Below are 24,594 nucleotides of genomic sequence, written 5' to 3'. Positions count from 1 at the left end.
AAGAGGAAATGGCGGCTTTTTTATAGATTCAAATCAGGAGGTTTTTATGAGTAAAAATAAATTGATTCTGGTGGACGGTAACAGTATTGCTTATCGTGCGTTCTTTGCACTCCCGTTATTAAGCAATGATAAAGGTGTGCATACGAATGCGGTTTACGGCTTTACGACAATGCTTCTAAAAATCTTAGAGGAAGAGAAGCCGACACATATGCTTGTGGCATTTGATGCAGGGAAATCAACGTTCCGTCACGATACATACAAAGAATATAAAGGAACACGTGAAAAGACACCATCTGAGCTGTCGGAGCAGTTTCCATTTATTCGTGAGGTGCTTGATGCTTTTAACATTTCGCGGTATGAACTAGAGAACTACGAGGCAGACGATATTATCGGTACACTTGCAAAGCAAGCGGCAGATGAGGATATCGATGTGAAGGTGATCACTGGGGATAAAGACTTGCTACAGCTTGTCACAGAACGCGTGCAGGTAGCACTAACACGTAAAGGAATTACAGATGTTGATACATATGATTTGAAAGCAATCGATGAGAAATATGGTTTTACACCTGAACGGATTGTTGATATGAAAGCATTGATGGGTGATAAATCAGACAATATTCCAGGTGTGCCTGGTGTCGGCGAAAAAACAGCCTTAAAGCTGTTAAAGCAATTTGGCACGGTAGAAAAAGTGCTTGATTCAATTGATGAAGTAAGCGGGAAGAAACTGAAAGAAAAGCTTGAAGATAATCGTGAACAAGCATTGATGAGCAAAGAACTAGCAACAATTATGTGCGATGCACCAATTGAAGTGAAATTACAGGATGCAGCCTACAGTGATTACAAGGCAGAACAAGTGCGTGCGATTTTCAAAGACTTAGGTTTTAACTCATTGCTTTCACGTATTGGGGATGATGGAGTTGCGGAAAAGAAACCACTTGAGGAAATTGATTATACGGTTGCAGAACAGATAAATGAGGAAATGCTGACAGACGAAGCAGTGCTGATTGTTGAAATGATAGAGGAAAATTATCACGAAGCAGACATTCAAGGTTTTGCGCTGGTTAACGAAAATGGGCGCTTTTTTATCCCGACAGATGTCGCACTCGCATCTGATGACTTAAAAGCATGGGCGGAGGATGAAAGTAAAAAGAAGATTGTCTATGATGCGAAACGAGCAGTTGTAGCACTTAGTTGGCAAGGCCTCACGCTAAAAGGCATCGACATTGATTTATTTATCGCATCTTATTTGCTTAACCCATCTGAATCAAATCATGAAATTTCTGCTATTGCCCGCCGGAACAGTTTAGAGCTTGTACAGGACGATGAAGCGGTCTACGGAAAAGGGGCGAAACGAAAGGTTCCAGAGCGAGACGTTCTTGCACAGCATCTTACTCGTAAGGGCGAGGCACTCTTTCAGCTGCACGAACGGTTAATTGATGAACTAAAGAAAAATGAACAATACGATTTGTTCAAGGACCTAGAGATGCCTCTTTCAATTATTCTCGGAGAAATGGAAGCAACAGGTGTCCAAGTTGACGTTGACCGATTGAAGGAAATGGGAGAAGACTTAAACCAACGATTGGCTGATATGGAAAAAGATATTCACGAGCTGGCAGGTGAGTCATTTAATATTAACTCTCCAAAGCAGCTTGGTGTTATTTTGTTTGAAAAGCTTGAGCTTCCAGTCATTAAAAAGACGAAAACAGGCTATTCAACGTCCGCAGATGTACTTGAAAAGCTGAAGAACAAGCATGAAATTGTAGAAAAAATTCTCCACTACCGTCAATTAGGAAAGTTGAATTCAACTTACATTGAAGGTTTGTTGAAGGTAGTGCATAAAGACAGTCATAAAATTCATACACGTTTTAACCAAGCAATTACGCAGACAGGCCGCTTAAGTTCCACAGAGCCGAACCTGCAAAACATCCCAATCCGTCTTGAAGAAGGAAGGAAGATTCGCCAAGCATTTGTTCCATCTGAAAAGGACTGGGTTATCTTTGCGGCTGACTATTCACAAATTGAGCTGCGCGTCCTGGCACATATTGCACAAGATGAGCGTTTGATAGAAGCTTTCAATCAGGATATGGATATTCATACAAAGACAGCGATGGATGTCTTCCATGTGGAGAAAGAAGATGTGACGTCAAACATGCGTCGCCAAGCAAAGGCTGTGAACTTTGGTATCGTATATGGAATCAGTGATTACGGCTTGTCTCAGAGCTTAGGTATTACCCGAAAGGAAGCGAAGGAATTTATTGAGCGCTATCTTGAAAGCTTTCCGGGTGTGCAGGAGTATATGCATTCAAGCATTCAAGGGGCGAAAGATAAGGGGTTTGTTACAACATTAATGCATCGCCGTCGTTATATTCCTGACATTACGAGCCGTAACTTTAATGTACGCGGATTTGCTGAGCGAACAGCGATGAACACCCCAATTCAAGGGAGTGCAGCTGATATCATTAAGAAGGCAATGATTGATATGGCAGAGCGCTTAGAAAGTGAAGGCTTGCAGGCGCGACTGCTTCTTCAAGTACATGATGAATTAATATTTGAAGCGCCGAAGGATGAAATTGAAACATTAAGTAAGCTGGTACCTGAAGTGATGGAGAATACATTAAAACTAGATGTACCGTTGAAGGTCGATTATTCATACGGTCCGACATGGTTTGATGCAAAATAAGGGAAGAGGAGCGGGATGCCTGCTCCTTTTTCTATTCCGTGATAAAATAGATGGATATGACAATGAAATTGCAGCATTTGAGGTGAAGTGAGATGCCGGAATTACCAGAGGTTGAGACAGTCAGGCGGACTCTGTTGGAGCTCGTGAAAGGGAAAACGATTGAACAAATTGAAGTTCGCTGGCCGAAGCTTGTGAAAGAGCCTGATGATGTGAATCAGTTTTGTGAGAGACTTTGCGGTCAGACGATCCGTCATATCGAACGCCGCGGGAAGTTTTTGAAGTTTATCTTAGATGATGATGTGCTCATTTCTCACCTTCGGATGGAAGGGAAATATGGCTTGCATCAAGCAGATGAAGAAGCGGACAAGCATACACATGTGTTTTTTAAATTTACCGATTCGACTGAATTACGTTATCGGGATGTGCGGAAGTTTGGGACGATGCATGTGTTTCGAAAGGGAGAAGAAGAGAAGCACCCACCGCTGAATAAGCTTGGACCCGAGCCGTTTGCTGAAGGTTTTACGATTGATTATTTAGATGAGCGGCTGAAGAGGACGACACGCAAGGTGAAAACAGCCCTGCTTGACCAAGTGATTGTGACAGGGTTAGGAAACATATACGTTGATGAAGCGTTATTTCGAAGCGGGATTCATCCTGAACGAATTGCCAACACATTAGCGATAAAAGAAACAACGCTGTTACACCGCGAAATCATTGCGACATTAGCTGAAGCCATTGAAAAAGGTGGCAGTACGATTCGCTCGTATGTGAACACCCAAGGCCAAATCGGTATGTTTCAGCTGGAGCTGTATGTGTATGGAAAAAAAGGTCAGCCGTGTCAAAAATGTGGGCAGCAAATTGAAAAGACAGTTGTAGGCGGGAGAGGAACGCATTTCTGTTCGAATTGTCAGAAGTAATCAAGTCACCTCCTAATCGCTAGGTGCATATAGTGGTGTATCGCCTAGGAGGGAGGGGCTTTTTCATAATGGAATACTTTCTTTCCTTACTGTTCTTAGCACTTGCTGTAAGTTTAGATAGTTTTAGTGTTGGATTTACGTATGGGCTTCGTAAAATGTCGCTTCCCATGAAGTCAATTTTCGTAATTGCCTGCTGTTCAATGGTGACAATGCTGATTGCGATGGCGGGAGGTTCTTTAATTGCGGAACTGCTTTCACCGGCAGCGGCTGAACATATGGGAGGCGCTGTGCTGATTGGAATCGGGGCATGGGTGCTGTATCAATTTTTTCGACCTGAGAAAGAAAGGGTCGAGATGAATGAAGAAGCCGTGCTATTTAATCTTGAAATTAAATCGATTGGGCTTGTGATTCGGATCTTACGAAATTCGATGGAAGCGGATATTGACCGTTCTGGAACAATTACAGGGGTCGAAGCGCTTTTGCTCGGTTTGGCCTTATCTTTAGATGCGTTTGGGGCAGGGATTGGAGCTGCATTGCTTGGCTATTCCCCGCTAATAATGGCGGTGGCGACTGCTGTGATGAGCTCTTTATTTGTAACAGCTGGATTGACGGCTGGAAAATTGTTTGCAAATATTGAATGGATGCAGCGTTTTGCATTTTTGCCAGGTGTTTTGCTAATTATCTTAGGGATTTTGAAAATATAACATGAGATTCGGACTGGGGATTTCGGTCTCCCTTGTCCGACATGCATATTTACATAGGGTGGCGATTATAACAATGATAATAGGGTTAACAGGCGGGATAGCTAGTGGAAAGAGCACGGTTTCTTATATGTTAAAAGGGCTGAACTTTCCGGTTATTGACGCCGACGAAGCAGCTCGGAAGGTAGTCGAAGTAGGAGAAGAAGCGTATCGTAAAATTGTCGAAACATTCGGTGAAAGTGTTTTATATGAAGATGGTACGATTAATCGTGAGAAGCTTGGGAGCATTGTTTTTAATGACGAAAATGAACGGATTAAGCTGAATAAGATTGTGCATCCAGCTGTAAGAGCATATATGAATAATCAGAAGGAAGCATACATATCTGCAGGTGAACAAGTAATTGTGATGGATATTCCTCTTCTGTTTGAAAGCAAGCTGACCTACTTGGTTGATAAAACAATTGTTGTCTATGTTGATCAAGACGTTCAATTACAACGCTTAATGGAACGGAATAAGCTTAGTGAGCAGGACGCGAAAGCTCGGATTGCTTCGCAAATGCCGCTTGAGGAGAAAAAATCTTTAGCGGATGAGGTTATTGATAACAATGGAACAGTAGAAGAAACGAAGGAGCAATTAATCGAGATTCTAAAGCAATGGAATATACAAATCGGCTAAATAAATAGCCGATTTTTTCGTGTTATTTAGGCTTTCTCCTATTTTAAGGACATATTATTTGTTGTCTGAATATTACTAATAATAAATCGTATAAAAAAGTATGAAAAAGTTCCCCACAAATATTTTTTATATGTTATACTACTTTTCAGAAAGGGTAGTTAAAGTATAACATATATTCGGAAGGAGATTATCATGAAGGCAAAAGTAGCGATTAATAGTTTCGGACGTATCGGAAGAATGTTTTTCCGTAATGCGATTCATGATGACACATTAGAAGTCGTAGCGGTGAATGCAAGTTATCCTGCGGAGACTATTGCACATATGCTTAAGTATGACAGTGTACATGGCGTATTCCAAGGTGAAGTAAAAGCAGAAGAAGATGCTTTAATTGTAGACGGAAAACGTGTGGCACTTTTAAATAATCGTGATCCAAAACAACTTCCATGGGAAGACATGGGTATTGACATTGTAATCGAAGCAACAGGTAAATTCAATTCAAAAGAAAAAGCAAGCGCACATATCGAAGCTGGTGCGAAAAAGGTTATCATTACAGCACCTGCAAAGAACGAAGACATTACAATCGTAATGGGTGTTAATGAAGGCGACTATGTACATGACGAGCATCATGTTATTTCAAATGCATCATGTACAACAAACTGCTTAGCGCCAGTTGTAAAAGTATTACATGAACAATTTGGAATTGAAAACGGTTTAATGACAACTGTTCATGCGTATACAAACGACCAGAAAAATGTAGATAATCCGCATAAAGACTTGCGCCGTGCACGTGCTTGCGGTCAGTCAATTATTCCGACAACTACAGGTGCTGCGAAAGCGTTATCACTTGTCCTTCCGGAATTAAAAGGTAAGTTACATGGAATGGCCTTGCGTGTGCCAACTCCAAACGTTTCACTCGTTGACTTAGTTATTGACTTAGAGCGTGATGTAACAGCTGAAGAAGTGAATGAAGCGTTCCGTACAGCTGCTGAAGGTCCGCTTAAAGATATCGTTGGCATTACAGATGAGCCGCTTGTATCAATCGACTTTACAAGCAACCAGCTGTCTGCTGTTATCGATGGCCTTTCAACAATGGTAATCGGAGAGAAGAAAGTAAAAGTACTTGCTTGGTACGATAACGAGTGGGGCTATTCAAATCGTGTTGTTGACCTTGCTAAGCTTGTAGCAAAAGGAATTATTGAAGACGCGAAGGTAAAAGTATCATAATGTAAATATGTTTAATCTTGGCCGGTACGAGGGTACATTCCCTGTACCGGTTCATTTATGGTAAAAAACAGGAAAAATATGAATGATTAACAGGCAGGAGCGGCCGTTCATGACGGGGAGAGGCTAACGATAAGGATAGTATAAAGCCATGTAGGATACAGTATGTAAAGAAGTCAAGCGTAATAAGAGATATTATTTGTAAAAAAATAAATTTCCTTATTGCAATTCGTTTCTAAACGAAGTATACTGTTCTCCGTGAAACATATAGCGGAAGATGATGTGGCTACTTAAAGGGTTAGGACCTCTTTGGACTAACTTTCCCCCGTGGTAGTTTGCATTTCGTGCTTCTGTTCTTGTTTAGTTTTGAAATTCCTAAAGGGGGACGATGAATATGGATACAATGGGTCGTCATGTCATTGCAGAGTTATGGGATTGTAACACTGACAAGTTAAATGATATGGATTTAATTGAACGAATTTTTGTGGATGCAGCATTGAAGGCAGGAGCAGAAGTGAGAGAAGTAGCTTTTCATAAATTTGCTCCACATGGTGTTAGTGGGGTAGTTATTATCTCTGAATCTCATTTAACGATTCATAGCTTTCCTGAACACGGTTATGCGTCAATCGATGTGTATACGTGTGGAGACCGAATCGATCCGAATGTTGCAGCGGATTACATTGCAGAAGCACTTGAATCCAAGAAACGCGAGAACATCGAAGTACCGCGCGGAATGGGTCCTGTTCAAGTTGAAAATCGCAGCGTAAAAGCACTGTAAAATAATATTGGAATAGAACCAAAGAGGTGTGAACAGTCACACCTCTTTTTTGATCATTCACGGAAATAGCTTGTGTCTGTTTCGTGTTTTTAATAAGATAAAGTTAAACGGATTAAAGGTTGGAGATGGTTGCATGCGATGCCCAAATTGTCAACATAATGGGACGAGGGTTCTTGACTCACGTCCTGTCGAAGACGGGCGCTCAATTAGAAGAAGACGTGAATGTGAAGCGTGTCATTATCGGTTTACGACATTTGAGAAGGTGGAGGAAATTCCATTAATCGTCGTAAAAAAAGAAGGGGCACGCGAAGAATTTAGTCGTGAAAAGATGCTGCGCGGATTAATTAAAGCGTGCGAAAAGCGCCCAGTACCATTACAGAAGCTAGAGGATATGGTTCAGGATATCGAGAGAACGCTACGTAATCAAGGCACATCAGAGGTTAAGAGTGAGGAAATCGGAGAAATGATTATGGATCGCCTTGCTGAGATTGATGAAGTAGCTTATGTACGTTTCGCTTCAGTCTATCGTCAGTTTAAAGATATAAACGTATTTATTAAAGAACTAAAAGACTTAATTAAGCGGGATGAATAGGAGCTTTGTATAAGCTCCTATTTTAAGTTGGATAGAAGTTGTAGATAAAGGGGGCATAGCATTGACACAGCATTGGAAAGAAGTGCTTCCTGTTGATCGATATATTGTTCGAAAAAATGGCTTACTGCATGCATATGACCGGAATGTCGTCACATTGCTTTATCAACCGCTCATTGGTGCAGTGGCGACGAGTTTGTATATGACACTCTGGACGGAGAGTGACAGGCTTGATGGTTTCACTGAAACAGTTAGTCATCACCGGTTAATGAATAGCATGCAGCTGAATCTGCAAGTGATTTATAACGAAAGGTTGAAGCTAGAAGGCATTGGGCTGTTGAAAACCTATGTGAAAAAAGATGAAGATAATGTGCGGACATTTTTGTACGAACTTCAGCCTCCATTAACGCCGTCACAGTTTTTCTATGACGGTGTGTTGAACGTTTATTTATATAATCGAATTGGAAAAAGTGCTTTTCATCAGTTAAAGCAATATTTTTCTGAGCAGGCGGTTGAAAAGGAACAGTATGAGGATATTACTGGAAGCTTCTATGAGACATTCTCGTCTGTTTCGGCATCTGAGTTAACAGCTAGAAGCAAGGAAGCTTTTGAGCATTTTAAGCCTGAAACAGGAGAAGCCTATTTAGAGCGGGAGAAAGCGAAGCCTGTAAGCATTGAGGAGCGGTCATTTGATTTTGAGTTATTTTATAATGGATTATCGAAATCAATGGTGCCGCGGGAGGTTTTTACGCAAGATGTGAAAGATGTGATTGTTAAGCTTGCGTTTGTGTATCGGATTAGTCCGTTAGAGATGCAGAAGCTAGTCATTCAAGCATTAAATCCAGCCACTGATGAGATTGAAATTGACCAGCTTCGTAAAGCGGCACGTGACTGGTATCAGCTTGAGCACGGCGGTGATCTTCCGACTCTTAGTGAACGGCATCAACCAATTCCGACACAGACGATGCGAGGGAAAGAGCCGCAAACACAAGAAGAGCAGTTAGTGGCACACTTGGAGAATATATCCCCATATGAGTGCATTTATGAGCTGTCAAACGGGGCTGTACCGTCAACGGAGGATTTGCAGCTTGTTGAAGAAGTGATGCTTAAGCAGAACCTGCCTGCTGGAGTAGTGAATGTCTTGCTTCAATATGTTATGTTAAGAAGTGATATGAAGCTGTCAAAGCCGTACGTGAGGAAAATTGCTTCCCATTGGGCGCGAAAGAATGTGAGAACAGTGCCTGAGGCGATGAAGATCGCCAAAGAAGAGCACCAAAAGTATCAAGAGTGGGAAGAGAACAAGTCAAAGCGTTCCTCTTCAGCACCGAAGCGGAAGTTTGTGCGGAAAGAAAAGCTTCCAGATTGGTTTAAGAAGGATGAAACAGATGAGCAATCAGGACAAGCTGATGAGTCCCTTGACCAAATGCGCAAAGAATTAGAAGAAGAATTACGAAAGAAACGTTCTGAACGATAATTAAGCTATAAGAGGGTGGAATGATGGAACCAATTCAACGATCACTCCGCGCTTTCGCAAACCGCCCGGGGTTTAAAGAGCGTTATGATATGTTAAAGCAGACAGTGATGAATGACCCCGATGTACAAGCATTTATCTCTGAGCATGAGCAACAATTAAACCGTGACATGATTGAACGTTCTTTAGTGAAATTATATGAATTTGTCGAACAGAAGAAAGATTGCAGTGAATGTCCGAGTGCAAGAGAGTGCAAAAATATTTTCAAAGGGCATTGGCCACGGCTGTTTATTAGCGGTTCTCGTATTGATATCCAGTATGAAACGTGTCAAAAGCAGCGGCGAGAAGAAGAACGTCAGCGTCAGCAACGGATGTTGCAGAGTATGTACATGCCGAAAGAAGTGCTCAGAGCTTCGTTTGATGATTTTGATTTCAATAACGCGAATAAAGAGAAGATGGAAGCATTTAAAGCGGCATTAAACTTTGCAAGGACTTATCAGAAAGAGCATTTTCAAAAAGGGTTATACTTGTATGGCAAATTTGGTGTAGGGAAAACCTATTTGCTTGGCGCCCTTGCGAATGAATTAGCTGACCGCGATGTGAGTTCAATGCTCGTCTATGTACCTGAATTTTTGCGTGAGATTAAAGGCTCTCTTCAAGACGGCACGTTGGATAAGAAGCTTGAAGTCGTAAAAACTGCTGAAATCTTAATGCTCGATGATATTGGGGCTGAGTCTGTATCAAGCTGGGTAAGGGATGAAGTTCTCGGAACGATTCTTCAATATCGTATGATGGAGAAGCTGCCGACCTTCTTCGCCTCTAATGCCAGCTTTTCAGAGCTTGAGCACCACCTTACGTATACCCAGCGTGGTGAAGTTGAACAGTTGAAGGCAGCCCGGATTATGGAGCGAATTAAGTATTTAGCTAAGCCCATGCCGATCAGCGGCACAAATTATCGCGATTTAATGACTGATTAACGAAAAAATACCGTTAGCTTTCAAAGCTGGCGGTATTTTTTTAGGTTGTCCCCATATAAATGTAAAGAGTAACGGTAACGATGTTTGTTTGTTGGCGAAGGGGGGACTAATGTGATCGCGATTCATTTTCGTAAAGGGGAGGAAGCGGCATCCTTCTACGATGCTTTACGGTTGGTGAAGAAAAAACAAGACTTTGAGATTGAACGGCATTTTTCACCAGAGAATATCATTCGAATCCATTGCGGCGGACAAAGTGTGCGCGGCTTACATACATGGCTTATCCCAATCATGAGAACGTTTATTGTGACAACGGTGGAGAATCGATGGATGCAGCAAATGATTCGCCAGATGTTTTATTTTACAGATGAGGAAGAGCAGGAACAGATTCTTTCGATTGCTCGTTCTTTACTTGATGGTGAGAAGGAGGATGTCATTTATCAGCAGCGAATCAGCAAACAGCGAACACACATTGATTTGATTGAGGAGGCATTGCAAAACTTCTTAACTCCGAATATTTCCTTTTCATTTGAGTCTTTTTTACATTTTCGACTGAAGGAGTATCAGGAGAGGTTGTTTGTCACGGTGGAAGCGGCAATTGATGAATACAAGCTTGAGCAGGAATATCAAGCATTTGTGGAGCATTTACGTCACTACTTAAGTGAGAAGCCGCCGCTTTATTGGGAGCTGCATGTGGTGGATGAGGAGGAGTTTCAAGTGTTTCTTCCATCGGGGTCAGTCATTGAGCGAGAGCGTTTACTGCAGTTAATTGATGAGGAACTGTGGCGGATGAATGACTTAGATGCCGGAGCATCTGTCATTGCACCGCTCATTTCGATTGCACCTGCAAGGTTATACATCTATACAAACGAGCCTGATAGAGGTGTTGTGCGGACATTGCAAAATATCTTTCTTGAGAGAATATCGATTCATGCAAAAAGAAATTGGGGCTCTCTGAAACAAACTCGAATTGATTCTTGATTTTGTGTCAAATTGTGCATATAATATCCTACATAAGTTATTAATCGAGTTTGTTAACAGTGATGATGAGGACATGAGCAATTTTTACGGTTCACAGAGAGGGAAGCCAAGGCTGGGAGCTTCCTAACACGGAAGATCTGCTTACCACCTCTAAACTTCGACGGGGCAACAACCGTCGACGGTCTCCAATGCCGTTATCATTTAATGAAGCTGTACAGGTGAAGTCTATCTGTATGGAAATTTAGGGTGGAACCACGGGTATAACACTCGTCCCTTTTCTAGGGATGGGTGTTTTTTATATGCAAAATTTTATGAAGGAGTGAAAAAGTATGTCTGACGTTCTTAATATTACGTTCCCAGATGGCGCGGTAAAGGAGTTTCCTAAGGGAACGACAACTGAAGATATTGCAGCCAGCATTAGCCCTGGCTTAAAGAAAAAAGCATTCGCAGGTAAGTTAGATGGTGAAATCATTGATTTACGCCGTCCGATTGAAAAGGATGGTGCAATTGAAATTGTGACAGAAGGTACAGATGAAGCACTTGAGATCCTTCGTCATAGTACAGCGCATTTAATGGCACAGGCTATTAAGCGTTTGTATAGCGACGTAAAGCTTGGCGTTGGCCCGGTTATTGAGGGCGGCTTCTACTATGATATCGATACACCTGAACACATTTCAGCAGAAGACCTTCCGAAAATTGAGAAGGAAATGCAGAAGATTGTCGATGAAAACCTAGAGGTTGTGCGTAAGGAAGTTAGCCGTGATGAAGCAAAGCAAATGTATCAGGAAATCAGTGATGACCTGAAGCTTGAATTAATCGATGATATCCCTGAAGGTGATGCGTTGACAATTTATGAGCAAGGCGAATTTTTCGACCTTTGCCGCGGCGTTCACGTTCCGCAAACAAGTAAAATTAAAGTATTCAAGTTAATGAGCGTTGCAGGTGCGTACTGGCGTGGAAACAGTGACAACAAAATGCTGCAACGTATCTATGGAACAGCTTTCTTTAAGAAGAGCGAACTGAACGAACACCTTCGCCTGCTTGAGGAAGCAAAAGAGCGCGACCACCGTAAGCTTGGCAAAGAGCTTAATTTATTTACAGTTTCACAAAAGGTTGGTCAAGGGCTTCCGCTTTGGCTTCCAAAAGGCGCAACAATTCGCCGCATTATCGAACGCTACATCGTTGATAAAGAAGAACGCCTAGGTTATGATCACGTGTATACACCTGTACTTGGAAGTGCTGAGCTGTATAAAACAAGCGGTCACTGGGACCATTATCAAGATGATATGTTCCCAATTATGGAAATGGATAACGAAGACTTAGTGCTTCGTCCGATGAACTGTCCACATCACATGATGGTGTATAAGAACAGCTTGCACAGCTATCGCGAGCTACCAATCCGAATTGCAGAGCTTGGTACAATGCACCGTTATGAAATGTCTGGTGCACTAACTGGCTTACAGCGTGTGCGTGGGATGACATTGAATGATGCTCATATCTTCGCTCGTCACGACCAAATTAAAGAAGAGTTTGTCCGCGTTGTTCACTTAATTCAAGAAGTGTACAAAGATTTCGGCTTAAATGAGTACTATTTCCGCTTATCATATCGTGATCCAGAAGACAAAGAGAAATACTTTGATGACGATGAAATGTGGAACAAGGCTCAGGCAATGCTGAAGGAAGCGATGGACGAGCTTGAGCTAGACTATGTTGAAGCAGACGGAGAAGCGGCATTCTATGGCCCGAAGCTTGATGTCCAGGTCCGCACTGCACTAGGAAAAGACGAAACATTATCAACTGTACAGCTTGACTTCTTGCTGCCAGAGCGTTTCGATCTCACATATAAAGGTGAAGACGGAAAAGATCACCGCCCAGTTGTTATCCACCGCGGTGTCGTTTCAACAATGGAACGCTTTGTGGCCTTCTTAATTGAAGAGTACAAAGGAGCATTCCCAACATGGTTAGCGCCTGTTCAAGCAAAAGTCATTCCAGTTTCAGCAGATGTACACCTTGATTACGCGAAGAAAGTGCAAGAGCAACTGCAGCGTGAAGGTCTCCGTGTTGAAGTGGATGAGCGCGATGAAAAGATTGGCTACAAAATCCGTGAAGCACAAATGCAAAAGATCCCTTATCAGCTTGTTGTTGGGGACAACGAAATTAGTGAAGAAGCGGTTAATGTTCGCAAATATGGCGAAAAAGACTCAGCAACAAAACCACTTAGCGAGTTTGTCTTAGAATTAAAAGACGTCGTAAACAATCATAAATAAAACCGTGTAAAATGGCTGAGGAGTTTTCCTCAGTCATTTTTTGTAGAGCAAAATGTTTCTTAAAAAACTATTGCCAAGTGAATTGATTTCCTGTAAGATAAAAAACGTTGTGAAGCGATCATGGTTTCTTGACATTTGAAATGAAATTATGCTATGCTTACCAAGGTAATCAAATAAATAGACGTTTGCGGCAAGAAGAGGCACCACAGCTTCTCACCTGATTGACGCGCATGGGCGCAGTTGGCGGGTTTTATATTGTTAAACTTAAACTTTGGTTTAGTTTGCGATAGGAGTAGTGTGGGTGCAATGTGTACCGACGCTTTTTTTGTGCGAACAAAATCTTCTCCCAAACGAACGCGTGCAACAAAAGATTTAGGAAATCCTGAATCACGCTGCTGTAATGGCAGCACGAATAAACCTTGGAGGTGGCTGATTATTAGTAAAGACATGATTGTGAATGAGTCGATTCGCGCTCGCGAAGTACGTCTCATCGGTGCTAACGGGGACCAAGTTGGAGTTAAATCTCGCAATGAAGCATTAGAAATGGCACAAAACGCAAACCTTGATCTTGTAATGGTTGCGCCGAATGCTAAACCACCGGTATGCCGTATCATGGATTACGGGAAATACCGTTACGAGCAACAGAAGAAAGACAAAGAAGCTCGTAAAAAACAAAAAATCATCAATATTAAAGAAGTGCGCCTTAGCCCAGGTATTGAGGAGCATGATTTCAATACAAAGCTTCGTAATGCACGTAAATTCTTGGAAAAGGGCGACAAAGTGAAAGCGAGCATTCGCTTCCGTGGTCGTGCCATTACCCATAAAGACCTTGGTCAAAAGGTATTAGAACGCTTTGCTGAAGAGTGTGCCGAACTTGGTACAGTGGAAACAAAGCCGAAAATGGAAGGTCGCAGCATGTTCTTAATGCTTGCACCAAAACCTGATAAGGACAAGTAATTCAGTACTTGTCTGTCGCAGCAATGACAAGGAGGAAACCGATATGCCAAAAATGAAAACGCACAAAGGTTCGCAAAAACGTTTCAAGAAAACTGGTTCTGGTAAACTAAAACGTTCACACGCTTATACAAGCCACTTGTTTGCGAACAAGTCTCAAAAACAAAAGCGTAAGCTTCGTAAGTCTGCAATGGTAAGCGCAGGCGATTACAAACGTATCCGTCAAATGCTTGACAACATGAAGTAAAATCGAAACGGATTGTATGAAATAGGAGGGAATTGCTATGCCACGTGTAAAAGGTGGAACAGTTACGCGTCGTCGTCGTAAACGCGTATTAAAACTAGCTAAAGGTTATTATGGTTCGAAACATGCTTTATTTAAGACTGCTAAGCAGCAAGTAATGAAATCTCTAATGTACGCTTATCGTGACCGTCGCCAGAAGAAGCGCGACTTCCGTAAGCTTTGGATCGCTCGTATCAATGCTGCAGCACGCATGAACGGTATCTCTTACAGCCGTCTTATGTTTGGTCTTAAGCAAGCTGGTATCGAAGTAAACCGCAAAATGCTTGCTGACCTTGCAGTAAACGATGAAAAAGGTTTCGCAGCACTTGCTGAAACTGCAAAACAAAACCTTAAATAAATTTTAAGATAGAGGTCATCCCGAACGAGGGGTGACCTTTTTGCATGCGGGAGGAATGGAAATGGGTTACCTTATTCTTGCTGTCTTAGCGGTTGGCATGAATTTAACTGCCTTCATCGTTGTCTACATTGACAAACAGCGTGCTATCAAAGGAAAGCAAAGGAACCGTATAAGCGAAAAGACATTGTGGCGTTTTGCAGTGCTTGGCGGAGCATTTGGTATTTACGGCGGTATGCAGCAGTTTAGGCATAAAACAAAACACCGCTCATTTGTCGTAGGTGTTCCGTTTTGTATCTTATTGAATCTACTGATTTATGGTGGCGTGCTTTATTTAATGATGCAATAAAAAAAGCCTGGCCGGCGCCAAGCTTAATCAATGTGTTTTAAGGAATTCTTTGACAGGACTTTTCCATTCGATCGTTGCTTCTGGGTACTGAATTAACAGCTCTTTTTCGATAAAATAAAAATCATCACGACTCAAGCCTTGCAGCTTGTCGGGATGAAGCGGCCAAATTGTAATGGACACAACTTCAAATGCTCGTTCTGTTGTGCCTAAATACTTTTCACCTTCAAAAAGCACACCTTTGTACGTAATAAATAAATTTTTGCGCACATTGCTTTTGTCATCAAGGTAATAAAAAGTCCCTCTTTCTTGGGCTAGTTCTAATTTACGTTTCGGATTTAGTAAATACTTTGTAAAGGTGTAAATAAGGGCAATGATCGCCGCTATAATAAATAAGCGGAAGAGTATGACAAACATTTCACTCACCTGCCTGTAGTTCGTCCGTTTTGTACATATACGGATGGGAGGTAAAAAGGTTTCAAAAAAGGAGGATTTTTTTATGATTTCTTTAAAAAAATTATTTGATATGCAACGAACACTGGATGCGCGTATTAAAGAAGAACATCAATTACATAATCGTACTTTGTTTGAGGAAAAAGTTCTGGCGCTGTTTGTTGAGCTTGGTGAGCTGGCAAATGAAACACGATGCTTTAAGTTTTGGAGTAAGAAGCCTTCCGCACCAGAGGACATTGTGTTAGAGGAATACGTTGATGGCCTTCATTTCATTCTATCGATCGGAATTGAGCTTGGATTTGAGGATAAGGTTGTTGCAGAGCAGCCGTTTAAAGAAACGACACTTGTGGAACAATTTCAACAGCTTTACGCTGTTATTCAAGAAATTCGAGAGAAAAAAGATGTCGAAAGTTATCAACAAGTGATGACAGAATTCTTTATATTAGGAAAGCTATTAGGCTTTTCTGTGGAGCAGATTGAATTGGCTTATGATGCGAAAAATGAAGTGAATCATGAGCGGCAGGACAGCGGTTATTAAGCAAACTTTCTGCAATTTGGAAACGCATTTTTTGTGAATAATGCCATAAAAGGGTATAATAATGAAAGTGCTTATTAAAAAACATACTTGAAATGAATGAAGGAGGAAACGGTACATATGACAAAGTGGGATGAAACGTTAACAATGCTGAAAGACTTAACAGATGCGAAAGGGATTCCGGGTCATGAGCGTGAAGCACGCGATGTGATGAGAAAGTATATTGCACCATATGCAGACGAAATTATGCATGATAACTTAGGAAGCATTATTGCTCGCAAAACAGGACTTGAAGGCGGACCGAAAATTATGGTTGCTGGCCACTTAGATGAAGTCGGCTTCATGGTAACAAAAATTACAGATAAAGGCTTCCTTCGCTTCCAAACAGTCGGCGGCTGGTGGTCACAGGTTATGCTGGCACAGCGTGTCACAATCATGACGAAAAAAGGCAATGTAACAGGCATTATCGGCTCAAAGCCACCTCACATCTTGCCTCCAGAAGCGCGCAAAAAGCCGGTTGACATTAAAGATATGTTCATTGATATCGGTGCATCAAGCAAAGAGGAAGCAATGGAATGGGGCGTTCTTCCGGGTGATTCGATCGTTCCTTATTTTGAATTTACAGTAATGAACAACGAGAAGATGCTTCTTGCGAAAGCTTGGGATAACCGTATCGGCTGTGCGATTGCAATTGATGTGTTGAAGAACCTTCAAGGTGCTGACCATCCGAACGAAGTATACGGTGTTGGAACAGTTCAAGAGGAAGTTGGTTTACGCGGTGCGAAAACAGCGACAAACTTCATCAAGCCTGATATCGGCTTTGCTGTTGATGTAGGGATTGCTGGCGACACACCAGGTATCACGGACAAAGAAGCAAACAGTAAAATGGGTGAAGGTCCGCAAATCATCCTTTATGATGCATCCATGGTTTCACATAAAGGCCTGCGCGACTTCGTTGTTGAAACAGCGGAAGAAAACAACATCCCATACCAATTCGATTCAATGGCAGGCGGCGGAACAGATTCAGGCTCCATCCACCTAACAGCAAACGGTGTTCCTGCCCTCTCAATCACAGTAGCAACACGCTACATCCACTCACATGCAGCAATGCTACATCGTGACGACTTTGACAATGCAGTCAAACTAATCGTTGAGGTTATCAAACGCTTAGATGCAGCTAAAGTACAAGAGATTACATTTAATTAAGAAATGCGGAGAAAGCCCGCTTAAATCGATCGGCTGGTGGAGCTTCTGACAGAGAAGGTCGCTCTTTACCTTCGACAGAAGAAGCGAAGCAGCCCGACGATTTGGCTTTCGCAGCTGGTCAAAAGCAAAAACTCCCACAACCATAAGGCTGTGGGAGTTTTCTTATGCTCTTTGCTGAGTGGAAAGAGCGCTTTTTAAAGCATCTAGCATTTCTTCTTGTTCTTTTTCATTCGAGTTTTGCCAAATGAGTTCAAACAATACGCCAAGACCAGGAAGCATCTTTTCTTGATTGCTTTGAATTGCATCGACAATTGTTGCTTCTAGCTGCTGCTTGGAGTTGTCAGCCACATTTGATATGATGGCATTGCGCAAGTTAAGATTCATTACATATCACCTCACTTAAGTTCTGTTGAAGCGTAAACTTAGGTTTAGCAAAAAGTATTTTTTATATGTAAGGAAAGATAGGTGGAGACCTTGAAACATATTCAGTCGGCAAAGAATAACCATGTCAAGCATTGGAAAAGCTTGCATCAAAAGAAACATCGAGAAGACAGTAAGAGCTACTTAATTGAAGGGGCACACCTTGTTGAAGAAGCTGCTACATACAATGTCCCATTTGAAGCGATTTTAGTTCAGGACGATCAAGAGATTCCGTCGTTTTTGCAAAATGTGAATACAGAGGTGTACCTTGTCAGCAAGGACGTCATGAAGGCAGTAAGTGATACAAAAACACCGCAGGGCATCGCAGCTGTTTGTAAAATGAACAGTGATGAAGTGGGTGTGAAGCTAGATGGCACAAAGCTGCTGCTTGTGGATGGGGTGCAAGACCCTGGAAACCTAGGCACACTCATTCGTACAGCAGATGCAGTTGGGCTTGATGGCGTCATTGCGGGTGAAGGCTGTGCTGACCTTTATAACAGCAAAGTCATCCGTTCAACACAGGGCTCGCTCTTTCATCTACCTGTTATAAAAGGAAATCTTAGTGAGTGGGTAGATCGGCTGAGAGAAGCAGATGTACCTGTCTTTGGGAGTGCGCTTGACAACGCTGTTCCTTATGCAGAAATTGAGGCGCCAGAGTCGTTTGCCTTAATCGTCGGCAATGAAGGAAGTGGCGTTCAGCCTGCCTTATTAGAGCAAACGACGCAAAACCTGTACGTGCCGATTCACGGTCATGCGGAGTCATTAAACGTAGCAATTGCTTGCGGTGTTCTGCTCTATCATTTACGCGGCTAATGCCCAAAATTTCGTCTACAGTTGCTGTTCAAGCTGTGTTATACTATAATACGTTAATAATCGAATAGTTCCTTAAAAAGCAGTGATGAAGAGTAGTAAGCTGAAGCTCGCCATTCAGGGAAGAAGCGCCACAGACTGAGAGCGTTTCTATGGAAGAAGCAGCTGAATTCACTTCGGAGCTGGCACTTGGACCTTGATTAACGCAAGTAAAGGTGCCCCGGCTGATACAACAGTCGTTATCGTAATTGAGCGAACAGCAGGTATCCTTTTGCTTGTTGTTAAAAAGGGTGGTACCGCGATACTACACTTCGTCCCTTTCATTAGGGGCGGAGTTTTTTTATTTTCTATGGAAAGTTGGCGGAGCTGCGCTCACACCGCCTGAAATGTTTTTCAAATCAAAGGAGGAATGGCAAAGATGCTAGATCGTTTGAATGAGCTTCGTGATGAAGCGCTGCAAAAAGTAAAAGATGCTGCTGATCTGAAAGCACTGCAGGATATCCGTGTTTCATACTTAGGAAAGAAAGGCCCGATTACGGAAGTGCTTCGGGGTATGGGGAAGCTTTCGAAGGAGGAGCGCCCGAAGATTGGGCAGGCTGCTAATGAGGTGCGTGAAGCAATCGCAACAGCAGTGGATGAGAAGCAAACACAGCTTGAGAAAGAAGCGGTGGAAAAGAAGCTGGCACAAGAAACAATTGATGTGACACTTCCAGGACGTCCTGTTGAGCAAGGGAATCATCATCCATTAACAGCGGTTATCGAAGAGATTGAAGACTTGTTCTTGAATATGGGCTATGAGGTTGCTGAAGGCCCAGAGGTTGAGCAGGACTATTACAACTTCGAGGCGTTGAATCTGCCGAAAGGTCACCCTGCGCGTGATATGCAGGATTCCTTTTACATAACGGAAGAGCTGTTAATGCGCACGCATACGTCTCCTGTCCAGGCACGTACAATGGAAAAGAATCAAGGTAAAGGTCCTGTGAAAATCATTTGCCCTGGTAAGGTATATCGCCGTGATACAGATGACGCAACACATTCTCATCAGTTTACACAGATTGAAGGCTTAGTTGTTGATGAAAATGTACGAATGAGTGACTTGAAAGGAACATTAGATGCGTTCGCGAAGCACATGTTCGGTTCTGAGCGTGAAATTCGCTTACGCCCGAGCTTCTTCCCATTTACAGAGCCGTCTGTTGAAGTTGACGTATCTTGTGGAATGTGCGGAGGGAAAGGCTGTAACGTATGTAAAGGCACAGGCTGGATTGAAATTCTCGGCGCTGGTATGGTTCATCCAAATGTATTGGAGATGGCCGGCTACGATTCGAAGAAATATACAGGCTTTGCGTTCGGAATGGGTCCGGAGCGGATTGCGATGTTAAAGTACGGTATTGATGATATTCGTCATTTCTATACAAATGATGTTCGTTTCTTAAAACAATTTAAACGCGCGTAATAGGAGGGTGTCGAAGTGTACGTATCTTATAACTGGCTGCAGCAATATGTCGAATTAGACGGCATTTCTGCAGAAGACTTAGCTGAGAAAATTACTCGAACTGGTATTGAAGTAGAAGCGGTTGAAGCATTAAACAAAGGTATTAAAAATGTCGTCATCGGTTATGTGAAAGAATGTAACCAGCATCCAAATGCGGATAAATTAAATGTCTGCACAGTCGATATTGGTGAAGAAGAACCTGTACAAATCATTTGTGGTGCACCGAACGTAGCGGCAGGTCAGCACGTTGCTGTTGCTAAGGTTGGCGCTGTCTTACCAGGCAACTTCAAAATCAAAAAAGCAAAACTACGCGGTGAAGCGTCGCACGGCATGATCTGTTCACTTCAGGAGCTTGGCATCGAAAGCAAGCTTGTTGCAAAAGAATTCGCAGACGGAATCTTCGTCTTCCCGGGTGATGTAGAAGTTGGTTCTGATGCACTTGAATACTTAAACCTTCATGATCAGGTGCTTGAGCTTGGCTTAACACCAAACCGTGCAGACTGCTTAAGCATGCTTGGTGTTGCGTATGAAGTAGCGGCAATCCTAGGCAAAGACGTAAAGCTTCCAAACACAGCTGTCGAAGAGCAGAGCGAGCCTGCTTCTGACTACATTGAGGTAAAAATTGAAGCACCTGAAGATAACCCGTATTATGCAGCACGTATCGTGAAAAACGTGAAAATCGGTCCATCACCAATGTGGCTGCAAAACTACTTGATGGCTGCGGGCATTCGTCCAAACAGCAACATCGTTGATATTACGAACTTCATTTTACTTGAGTACGGTCAGCCGCTTCATGCATTCGATTATGATCGTTTCGATTCAAAGGAAGTTGTCGTCCGCCGCGCGAAACAAGGTGAGAAGCTGACAACGCTTGATGATGAAGAACGTACATTAACAGATGAGCATTTAGTGATTACGAACGGCAAAGAACCTGTTGCACTTGCTGGTGTAATGGGCGGTGCTGATTCAGAGGTTGGCAGTGACACGGTAAATGTATTAATTGAGTCAGCAATCTTTGACGCACAGCGTATCCGTACGGCTTCGAAAGACCATGGCTTACGAAGTGAAGCGAGCGCACGTTATGAAAAAGGTGTGGATGTAAATCGTGCTCCACTAGCCGCTGACCGCGCTGCGCAATTAATGGCAGAGCTTGCCGGCGGTGAAGTGCTTCAAGGACGTGTGGAAGTGAACCACCTACAACAAACGACGACAACGGTTTCGATTACTGTTGAACGTATTAATAAAGTGCTTGGTACAGCGTTAAGCACATCAGAGGTAGCGGCAATCTTTGACCGTCTACAATTTGAATACAACGAAGATAACGGTACTTTTACGGTAACTGTTCCGTCGCGTCGTTGGGACATTACAATTGAAGAAGATTTAATTGAAGAAGTGGCTCGTCTGTATGGCTATGATAACTTGCCAATCACACTGCCTGTTAGTGAATTCACACCAGGCCGCCTGACACCTTATCAGCAAAATCGCCGCAAAGTACGACGTTACCTTGAAGGTGCAGGACTCTATGAAACGATTACGTACTCACTTACAAGTGAAGAAAAAGTTCATCAATACAAGGATGAAACAATTACAGCTGAGCCTGTCCGCTTAGCAATGCCGATGAGTGAAGAACGCAGCACGCTTCGCTTAAGCGTTGTACCGCACTTGCTTGAAGTATTAAGCTATAACAAAGCACGTCGGATTGACAGTGTGTCTGTATTTGAAATCGGCGGTGTGTACTTGTCAGGTGAGAAGGAAGTAACGAAACAGCCGACGGAAACAGAGCGCCTCGCTGGTGCATTCACGGGTATCTGGCATATGAACCAATGGCAAGGAGAGAAGAAGGTAGTTGATTTCTTCGTTGCAAAAGGTGTGCTTGAAGGCTTATTCGCTGAGCTTGGTGTGAACGAACGTATTACGTTTAAAGCAATGAACAAGGACGGAATGCACCCTGGCCGCACAGCGGAAATCTTACTTGACAATGAATACCTTGGCTTTGTTGGTCAAGTTCATCCACAGGCACAAAATGAACTTGATTTGAATGAAACATATGTATTCGAACTGTCACTTGAGAAGCTGTTGAACGCTGATACGGAAGAGGTTCATTACGAACCAATCCCGCGTTTCCCATCAATTTCACGCGATATTGCGCTTGTTTTAGATGAAAACGTACCAGCAGATGACGTCAAAGCTGTCATTAAAGAAGCAGGCGGTAAGCTGTTGAAGGAAGTATCAATCTTTGACTTATACAAAGGCGAACACTTAGAAGCAGGCAAGAAATCACTTGCATTCTCACTTCGCTACTTTGACCCGGAAAAAACATTAACAGACGAAGAAGTAACAAAAGTCCACGAAGGTGTGCTAAAAGCTGTAGAAGAAAAGCTTGGTGCACAATTGCGCGGTTAAATATTGAAAAAAAGCAGGTGCACCCACATTCGGGAGCACCTGCTTTCTTTATAGTGGACACTAGATCAACGTAGCTTACGAATAGTGTTAGAAACCTCTTAACGAACTAACCGCCTTGCTTTTTCAGTGTTAGCAAAGTGGACTTTTGTAAATTTTGAAAGCGCTTTTTCCCCATGCTGCTTGATTAGGCGTGCAGCTGCTTTGTCTACTTGTGGGCCGGCTCCTTTTGGAAGCGTGAAGCCTGCTTGGAGGCTGAGCTTTTCGAATTCCTTCACAAATACATAGCGGGCAATAATCGATGCGGCTGCGACAGATAGATGTACACCCTCTGCTTGTGTGCTGAAATAAATCGGATCACGCCATTCACGCTTTTTCCCTGTGATATGTTTGAAATACGTATCAGGCTGTACAAACTGATCGATAAGGATGCCGTCCAGCGAGGCATCGCCGATTTTTTTGACGACATGGTTGATCGCTTGGTTGTGAAGCAGCGCCTTCATTTTGCCCTGAGTCATTCCTGTTGCTTGCAGCTCATTGTATTTTTCATTATGAAGAATGAGCAGGCTGTGCGGGATAAGCGGCATAATCACCTTGGCGATCTCTTCAATTTGTGTATCATTAAGGTGCTTAGAATCACGGACACCGAGCTTCTTTAGCCAGTCCATATTGTCAGTGGAAATGTAGGCAGCGACCACTGTCATCGGTCCGAAATAATCACCAGTGCCCACTTCATCAGAGCCGATAATTGATTGACTCGCAATGTCAGATGGCGGAGCATATTGTGACGTTGCTTTCGGCTTTTTTGTTTTCTTCTCAAGCGCTGTACCCCACTTGGCAGATTCCGCTTCAGCATTTTGTCCTTGAAACAGTACTTTTCCTGATTTGTAGGCGGTAATTGTACAGCCAGGTGGCTTTGCAGTGAAGACACTTCCTTGAGGTTGTTTCGGTTGTATGTATTTAGCGTAATGTGCCTGCATTTTTGTGAGCACACTTGTTGATGCTTGAATAACGGCATTCGACATAATTAGACATCCTTTCTTAATGACCCGGACAGCTGAACGAAACAGGAAAAAGCGTCCGTTCCTTTTCTATCTAAATGTTTTGAAAAGCAGATGCTTCATGTTATCATAAATAATAGGATTCTTATGCGTTGTTCAAAAAGAAATTCGACAGAGATATTTATCTTTAGTCCTCTTTTAATCGATCTTTTTGAACGGTATCTTAAGAACAAGGGGGCTTTCTTAGGTGTCAGGGGATAAAAAAACGCGAACTACGGTTGATATATATGGTCAACAATATACAATAGTTGGGGATGAGGATTCAAGCCGGGTCCGCATGGTTGCAAGCATGGTGGACGGCAAAATGCGAGAGATTAATGAAATGAACCCTTACCTCGATACAAACAAGCTTGCAGTATTGACTGCTGTGAATATTGTACATGATTATGTGAAATTACAAAATGATTATGAGAAATTAAAGGCGAAATACGAGAAAGAAAAGGAAAACTAATACAATGGTTGATTTGATTATTTTGATTTTATTAGCAGGCGGTTTTTTTGTCGGGTTTCAGCGCGGCTTTGTCCTGCAAATTGTACATATCGTTGGTTTCATCTTATCGTTCGTTGTGGCGTATATGTATTTTGACGATTTAACGCCGCACGTTCGTTTGTGGATTCCGTACCCGAATTTGCCTGAAGATACATCGCTAACGTTATTATTAGATACAGTGAATGCAGAGATGGCGTATTATCGTGCTATTTCATTTGCGATTCTTTTCTTCGGGACTAAGATTGTGATGCAGATTATCGGCACGATGCTTGATTTCCTTGCTGACTTGCCGCTGCTAAGTACAGTCAACGGCTGGCTTGGTGGAGCACTTGGCCTTGTTGAAGTCTATTTATTTTTATTCTTTTTGCTATACGTAGGGGCGTTAGTGCCGCTTGAATCTGTGCAGACAGCATTGAATCAATCAGTGCTGGCACAAGGGATGGTCGAGCATACACCAGTCTTTTCCGAGAAACTAAAAGACTTATGGTTTGAGCACTACGGTGTGACGAGCTTTACGAAGCAAACATGATAAGC

General features: G+C 42.6%; 25 protein-coding genes and 2 other annotated features. Of the genes, 22 read left to right on the top strand and 3 right to left on the bottom strand.

The features are described 5' to 3' along the window. The first annotated feature begins 46 nt into the window (after positions 1 to 46). The 15 genes from polA (at position 47) to LC040_12890 (ending at position 15,196) form a co-directional block, all read left to right on the top strand. The gene (gene polA, locus LC040_12960; GenBank protein WLR50182.1) at positions 47 to 2,680 is read left to right on the top strand and encodes a DNA polymerase I; all 2,634 of its coding nucleotides are present in this window, start codon (positions 47 to 49) and stop codon (positions 2,678 to 2,680) included. A 92-nt stretch (positions 2,681 to 2,772) separates the two neighbouring features. Continuing rightward, a complete protein-coding gene (gene mutM / locus LC040_12955; GenBank protein ID WLR50181.1) occupies positions 2,773 to 3,597 on the top strand; it encodes a DNA-formamidopyrimidine glycosylase in 825 nt (274 codons plus the stop codon). Between the two features lie 68 nt (positions 3,598 to 3,665). After that, positions 3,666 to 4,301 (top strand): sporulation membrane protein YtaF, encoded by a 636-nt coding sequence (ytaF, locus tag LC040_12950; protein ID WLR50180.1) that lies wholly within the window; start codon positions 3,666 to 3,668, stop codon positions 4,299 to 4,301. Positions 4,302 to 4,368: 67 nt separating this feature from the next. Further along, complete coding sequence (coaE, locus tag LC040_12945) at positions 4,369 to 4,974, top strand: dephospho-CoA kinase (protein ID WLR53287.1); 606 nt, start codon at positions 4,369 to 4,371, stop codon at positions 4,972 to 4,974. Positions 4,975 to 5,166: 192 nt separating this feature from the next. Beyond that, complete coding sequence (locus LC040_12940; protein ID WLR50179.1) at positions 5,167 to 6,198, top strand: glyceraldehyde-3-phosphate dehydrogenase; 1,032 nt, start codon at positions 5,167 to 5,169, stop codon at positions 6,196 to 6,198. A gap of 391 nt (positions 6,199 to 6,589) precedes the next feature. Continuing rightward, positions 6,590 to 6,973, top strand: a complete 384-nt coding sequence (gene speD / locus LC040_12935; GenBank protein WLR50178.1) for an adenosylmethionine decarboxylase — start codon at positions 6,590 to 6,592, stop codon at positions 6,971 to 6,973. 133 nt (positions 6,974 to 7,106) lie between these two features. Next, positions 7,107 to 7,565 carry a transcriptional regulator NrdR gene (gene nrdR / locus LC040_12930; GenBank protein WLR50177.1) on the top strand — a complete coding sequence of 153 codons (459 nt, stop codon included), beginning with the start codon at positions 7,107 to 7,109 and terminating at the stop codon, positions 7,563 to 7,565. A 61-nt stretch (positions 7,566 to 7,626) separates the two neighbouring features. Continuing rightward, the gene (locus LC040_12925; protein WLR50176.1) at positions 7,627 to 9,036 is read left to right on the top strand and encodes a replication initiation and membrane attachment family protein; all 1,410 of its coding nucleotides are present in this window, start codon (positions 7,627 to 7,629) and stop codon (positions 9,034 to 9,036) included. 23 nt (positions 9,037 to 9,059) lie between these two features. Continuing rightward, a complete protein-coding gene (dnaI, locus tag LC040_12920; GenBank protein ID WLR53286.1) occupies positions 9,060 to 10,010 on the top strand; it encodes a primosomal protein DnaI in 951 nt (316 codons plus the stop codon). 111 nt (positions 10,011 to 10,121) lie between these two features. After that, positions 10,122 to 10,988, top strand: coding sequence for a putative sporulation protein YtxC (ytxC, locus tag LC040_12915; protein WLR50175.1), 867 nt, complete (start codon positions 10,122 to 10,124; stop codon positions 10,986 to 10,988). Between the two features lie 329 nt (positions 10,989 to 11,317). Further along, a complete protein-coding gene (gene thrS, locus LC040_12910) occupies positions 11,318 to 13,255 on the top strand; it encodes a threonine--tRNA ligase (protein ID WLR50174.1) in 1,938 nt (645 codons plus the stop codon). A gap of 186 nt (positions 13,256 to 13,441) precedes the next feature. Further along, positions 13,442 to 13,587: a sequence feature (ribosomal protein L20 leader region), on the top strand. A 100-nt stretch (positions 13,588 to 13,687) separates the two neighbouring features. Beyond that, positions 13,688 to 14,212, top strand: coding sequence for a translation initiation factor IF-3 (gene infC / locus LC040_12905; protein WLR53285.1), 525 nt, complete (start codon positions 13,688 to 13,690; stop codon positions 14,210 to 14,212). Between the two features lie 43 nt (positions 14,213 to 14,255). Further along, positions 14,256 to 14,456, top strand: a complete 201-nt coding sequence (gene rpmI, locus LC040_12900; protein WLR50173.1) for a 50S ribosomal protein L35 — start codon at positions 14,256 to 14,258, stop codon at positions 14,454 to 14,456. Positions 14,457 to 14,493: 37 nt separating this feature from the next. Next, on the top strand, positions 14,494 to 14,850 hold the full coding sequence (rplT, locus tag LC040_12895; protein ID WLR50172.1) for a 50S ribosomal protein L20: 357 nt from the start codon (positions 14,494 to 14,496) through the stop codon (positions 14,848 to 14,850). Positions 14,851 to 14,911: 61 nt separating this feature from the next. Next, the gene (locus LC040_12890; GenBank protein WLR50171.1) at positions 14,912 to 15,196 is read left to right on the top strand and encodes a DUF1294 domain-containing protein; all 285 of its coding nucleotides are present in this window, start codon (positions 14,912 to 14,914) and stop codon (positions 15,194 to 15,196) included. A gap of 27 nt (positions 15,197 to 15,223) precedes the next feature. Here the strand turns inward: LC040_12890 and LC040_12885 are convergent, their stop codons facing one another. Further along, entirely contained in the window at positions 15,224 to 15,610 is a 387-nt protein-coding gene (locus LC040_12885) for a sigma-w pathway protein ysdB (protein ID WLR50170.1), read from the bottom strand. Positions 15,611 to 15,692: 82 nt separating this feature from the next. Between LC040_12885 and LC040_12880 the strand changes: the two genes are divergently transcribed. Continuing rightward, positions 15,693 to 16,184, top strand: a complete 492-nt coding sequence (locus tag LC040_12880) for a dUTP diphosphatase (protein WLR50169.1) — start codon at positions 15,693 to 15,695, stop codon at positions 16,182 to 16,184. A gap of 117 nt (positions 16,185 to 16,301) precedes the next feature. Next, positions 16,302 to 17,387: a M42 family metallopeptidase gene (locus LC040_12875; GenBank protein WLR50168.1), complete on the top strand. Its 1,086-nt coding sequence runs from the start codon at positions 16,302 to 16,304 to the stop codon at positions 17,385 to 17,387. A gap of 162 nt (positions 17,388 to 17,549) precedes the next feature. Here LC040_12875 and sspI read toward each other — a convergent pair whose 3' ends face one another. Beyond that, positions 17,550 to 17,771 carry a small acid-soluble spore protein SspI gene (gene sspI, locus LC040_12870; GenBank protein ID WLR50167.1) on the bottom strand — a complete coding sequence of 74 codons (222 nt, stop codon included), beginning with the start codon at positions 17,769 to 17,771 and terminating at the stop codon, positions 17,550 to 17,552. A gap of 90 nt (positions 17,772 to 17,861) precedes the next feature. On the opposite strand from sspI, the gene LC040_12865 reads away from it, so the two are divergent. The 3 genes from LC040_12865 to pheT all read left to right on the top strand — a co-directional run bounded on the left by LC040_12865 (position 17,862) and on the right by pheT (position 22,512). Further along, the gene (locus tag LC040_12865; protein ID WLR50166.1) at positions 17,862 to 18,620 is read left to right on the top strand and encodes an RNA methyltransferase; all 759 of its coding nucleotides are present in this window, start codon (positions 17,862 to 17,864) and stop codon (positions 18,618 to 18,620) included. A gap of 73 nt (positions 18,621 to 18,693) precedes the next feature. After that, positions 18,694 to 18,939: a binding site (T-box leader), on the top strand. A gap of 96 nt (positions 18,940 to 19,035) precedes the next feature. Beyond that, positions 19,036 to 20,070 (top strand): phenylalanine--tRNA ligase subunit alpha, encoded by a 1,035-nt coding sequence (gene pheS / locus LC040_12860; GenBank protein WLR53284.1) that lies wholly within the window; start codon positions 19,036 to 19,038, stop codon positions 20,068 to 20,070. Positions 20,071 to 20,085: 15 nt separating this feature from the next. Beyond that, entirely contained in the window at positions 20,086 to 22,512 is a 2,427-nt protein-coding gene (pheT, locus tag LC040_12855; GenBank protein WLR50165.1) for a phenylalanine--tRNA ligase subunit beta, read from the top strand. A gap of 98 nt (positions 22,513 to 22,610) precedes the next feature. Here pheT and rnhC read toward each other — a convergent pair whose 3' ends face one another. Further along, on the bottom strand, positions 22,611 to 23,534 hold the full coding sequence (gene rnhC / locus LC040_12850; GenBank protein ID WLR50164.1) for a ribonuclease HIII: 924 nt from the start codon (positions 23,532 to 23,534) through the stop codon (positions 22,611 to 22,613). Between the two features lie 223 nt (positions 23,535 to 23,757). Here rnhC and zapA point away from each other — a divergent pair, with 223 nt between their 5' ends. Beyond that, positions 23,758 to 24,021, top strand: a complete 264-nt coding sequence (gene zapA / locus LC040_12845) for a cell division protein ZapA (GenBank protein WLR50163.1) — start codon at positions 23,758 to 23,760, stop codon at positions 24,019 to 24,021. 4 nt (positions 24,022 to 24,025) lie between these two features. Continuing rightward, positions 24,026 to 24,589 (top strand): CvpA family protein, encoded by a 564-nt coding sequence (locus LC040_12840; protein WLR50162.1) that lies wholly within the window; start codon positions 24,026 to 24,028, stop codon positions 24,587 to 24,589. Positions 24,590 to 24,594 lie beyond the last annotated feature (5 nt).

Origin of the sequence: Bacillus tianshenii, assembly GCA_020524525.2 — a bacterium.
GTDB lineage: Bacteria > Bacillota > Bacilli > Bacillales > Bacillaceae_N > Bacillus_AV.
The sequence above is the reverse complement of the archived record's forward strand: the minus strand, read 5'-3'. Positions and strand labels throughout refer to the sequence as shown.

What these genes read in the sequence shown, in the direction of transcription:
- dnaI (WLR53286.1), top strand. Translation starts at nt 9,060, where the DNA reads ATGGAACCAATTCAACGATCACTCCGCGCTTTCGCAAACCGCCCGGGG.
- sspI (WLR50167.1), bottom strand. Translation starts at nt 17,771, where the DNA reads ATGAATCTTAACTTGCGCAATGCCATCATATCAAATGTGGCTGACAAC.
- LC040_12875 (WLR50168.1), top strand. Translation starts at nt 16,302, where the DNA reads ATGACAAAGTGGGATGAAACGTTAACAATGCTGAAAGACTTAACAGAT.
- LC040_12840 (WLR50162.1), top strand. Translation starts at nt 24,026, where the DNA reads ATGGTTGATTTGATTATTTTGATTTTATTAGCAGGCGGTTTTTTTGTC.
- rplT (WLR50172.1), top strand. Translation starts at nt 14,494, where the DNA reads ATGCCACGTGTAAAAGGTGGAACAGTTACGCGTCGTCGTCGTAAACGC.
- LC040_12890 (WLR50171.1), top strand. Translation starts at nt 14,912, where the DNA reads ATGGGTTACCTTATTCTTGCTGTCTTAGCGGTTGGCATGAATTTAACT.
- LC040_12880 (WLR50169.1), top strand. Translation starts at nt 15,693, where the DNA reads ATGATTTCTTTAAAAAAATTATTTGATATGCAACGAACACTGGATGCG.
- nrdR (WLR50177.1), top strand. Translation starts at nt 7,107, where the DNA reads ATGCGATGCCCAAATTGTCAACATAATGGGACGAGGGTTCTTGACTCA.
- ytaF (WLR50180.1), top strand. Translation starts at nt 3,666, where the DNA reads ATGGAATACTTTCTTTCCTTACTGTTCTTAGCACTTGCTGTAAGTTTA.
- thrS (WLR50174.1), top strand. Translation starts at nt 11,318, where the DNA reads ATGTCTGACGTTCTTAATATTACGTTCCCAGATGGCGCGGTAAAGGAG.
- LC040_12885 (WLR50170.1), bottom strand. Translation starts at nt 15,610, where the DNA reads ATGTTTGTCATACTCTTCCGCTTATTTATTATAGCGGCGATCATTGCC.
- speD (WLR50178.1), top strand. Translation starts at nt 6,590, where the DNA reads ATGGATACAATGGGTCGTCATGTCATTGCAGAGTTATGGGATTGTAAC.
- mutM (WLR50181.1), top strand. Translation starts at nt 2,773, where the DNA reads ATGCCGGAATTACCAGAGGTTGAGACAGTCAGGCGGACTCTGTTGGAG.
- LC040_12940 (WLR50179.1), top strand. Translation starts at nt 5,167, where the DNA reads ATGAAGGCAAAAGTAGCGATTAATAGTTTCGGACGTATCGGAAGAATG.
- polA (WLR50182.1), top strand. Translation starts at nt 47, where the DNA reads ATGAGTAAAAATAAATTGATTCTGGTGGACGGTAACAGTATTGCTTAT.
- rnhC (WLR50164.1), bottom strand. Translation starts at nt 23,534, where the DNA reads ATGTCGAATGCCGTTATTCAAGCATCAACAAGTGTGCTCACAAAAATG.
- rpmI (WLR50173.1), top strand. Translation starts at nt 14,256, where the DNA reads ATGCCAAAAATGAAAACGCACAAAGGTTCGCAAAAACGTTTCAAGAAA.
- pheS (WLR53284.1), top strand. Translation starts at nt 19,036, where the DNA reads ATGCTAGATCGTTTGAATGAGCTTCGTGATGAAGCGCTGCAAAAAGTA.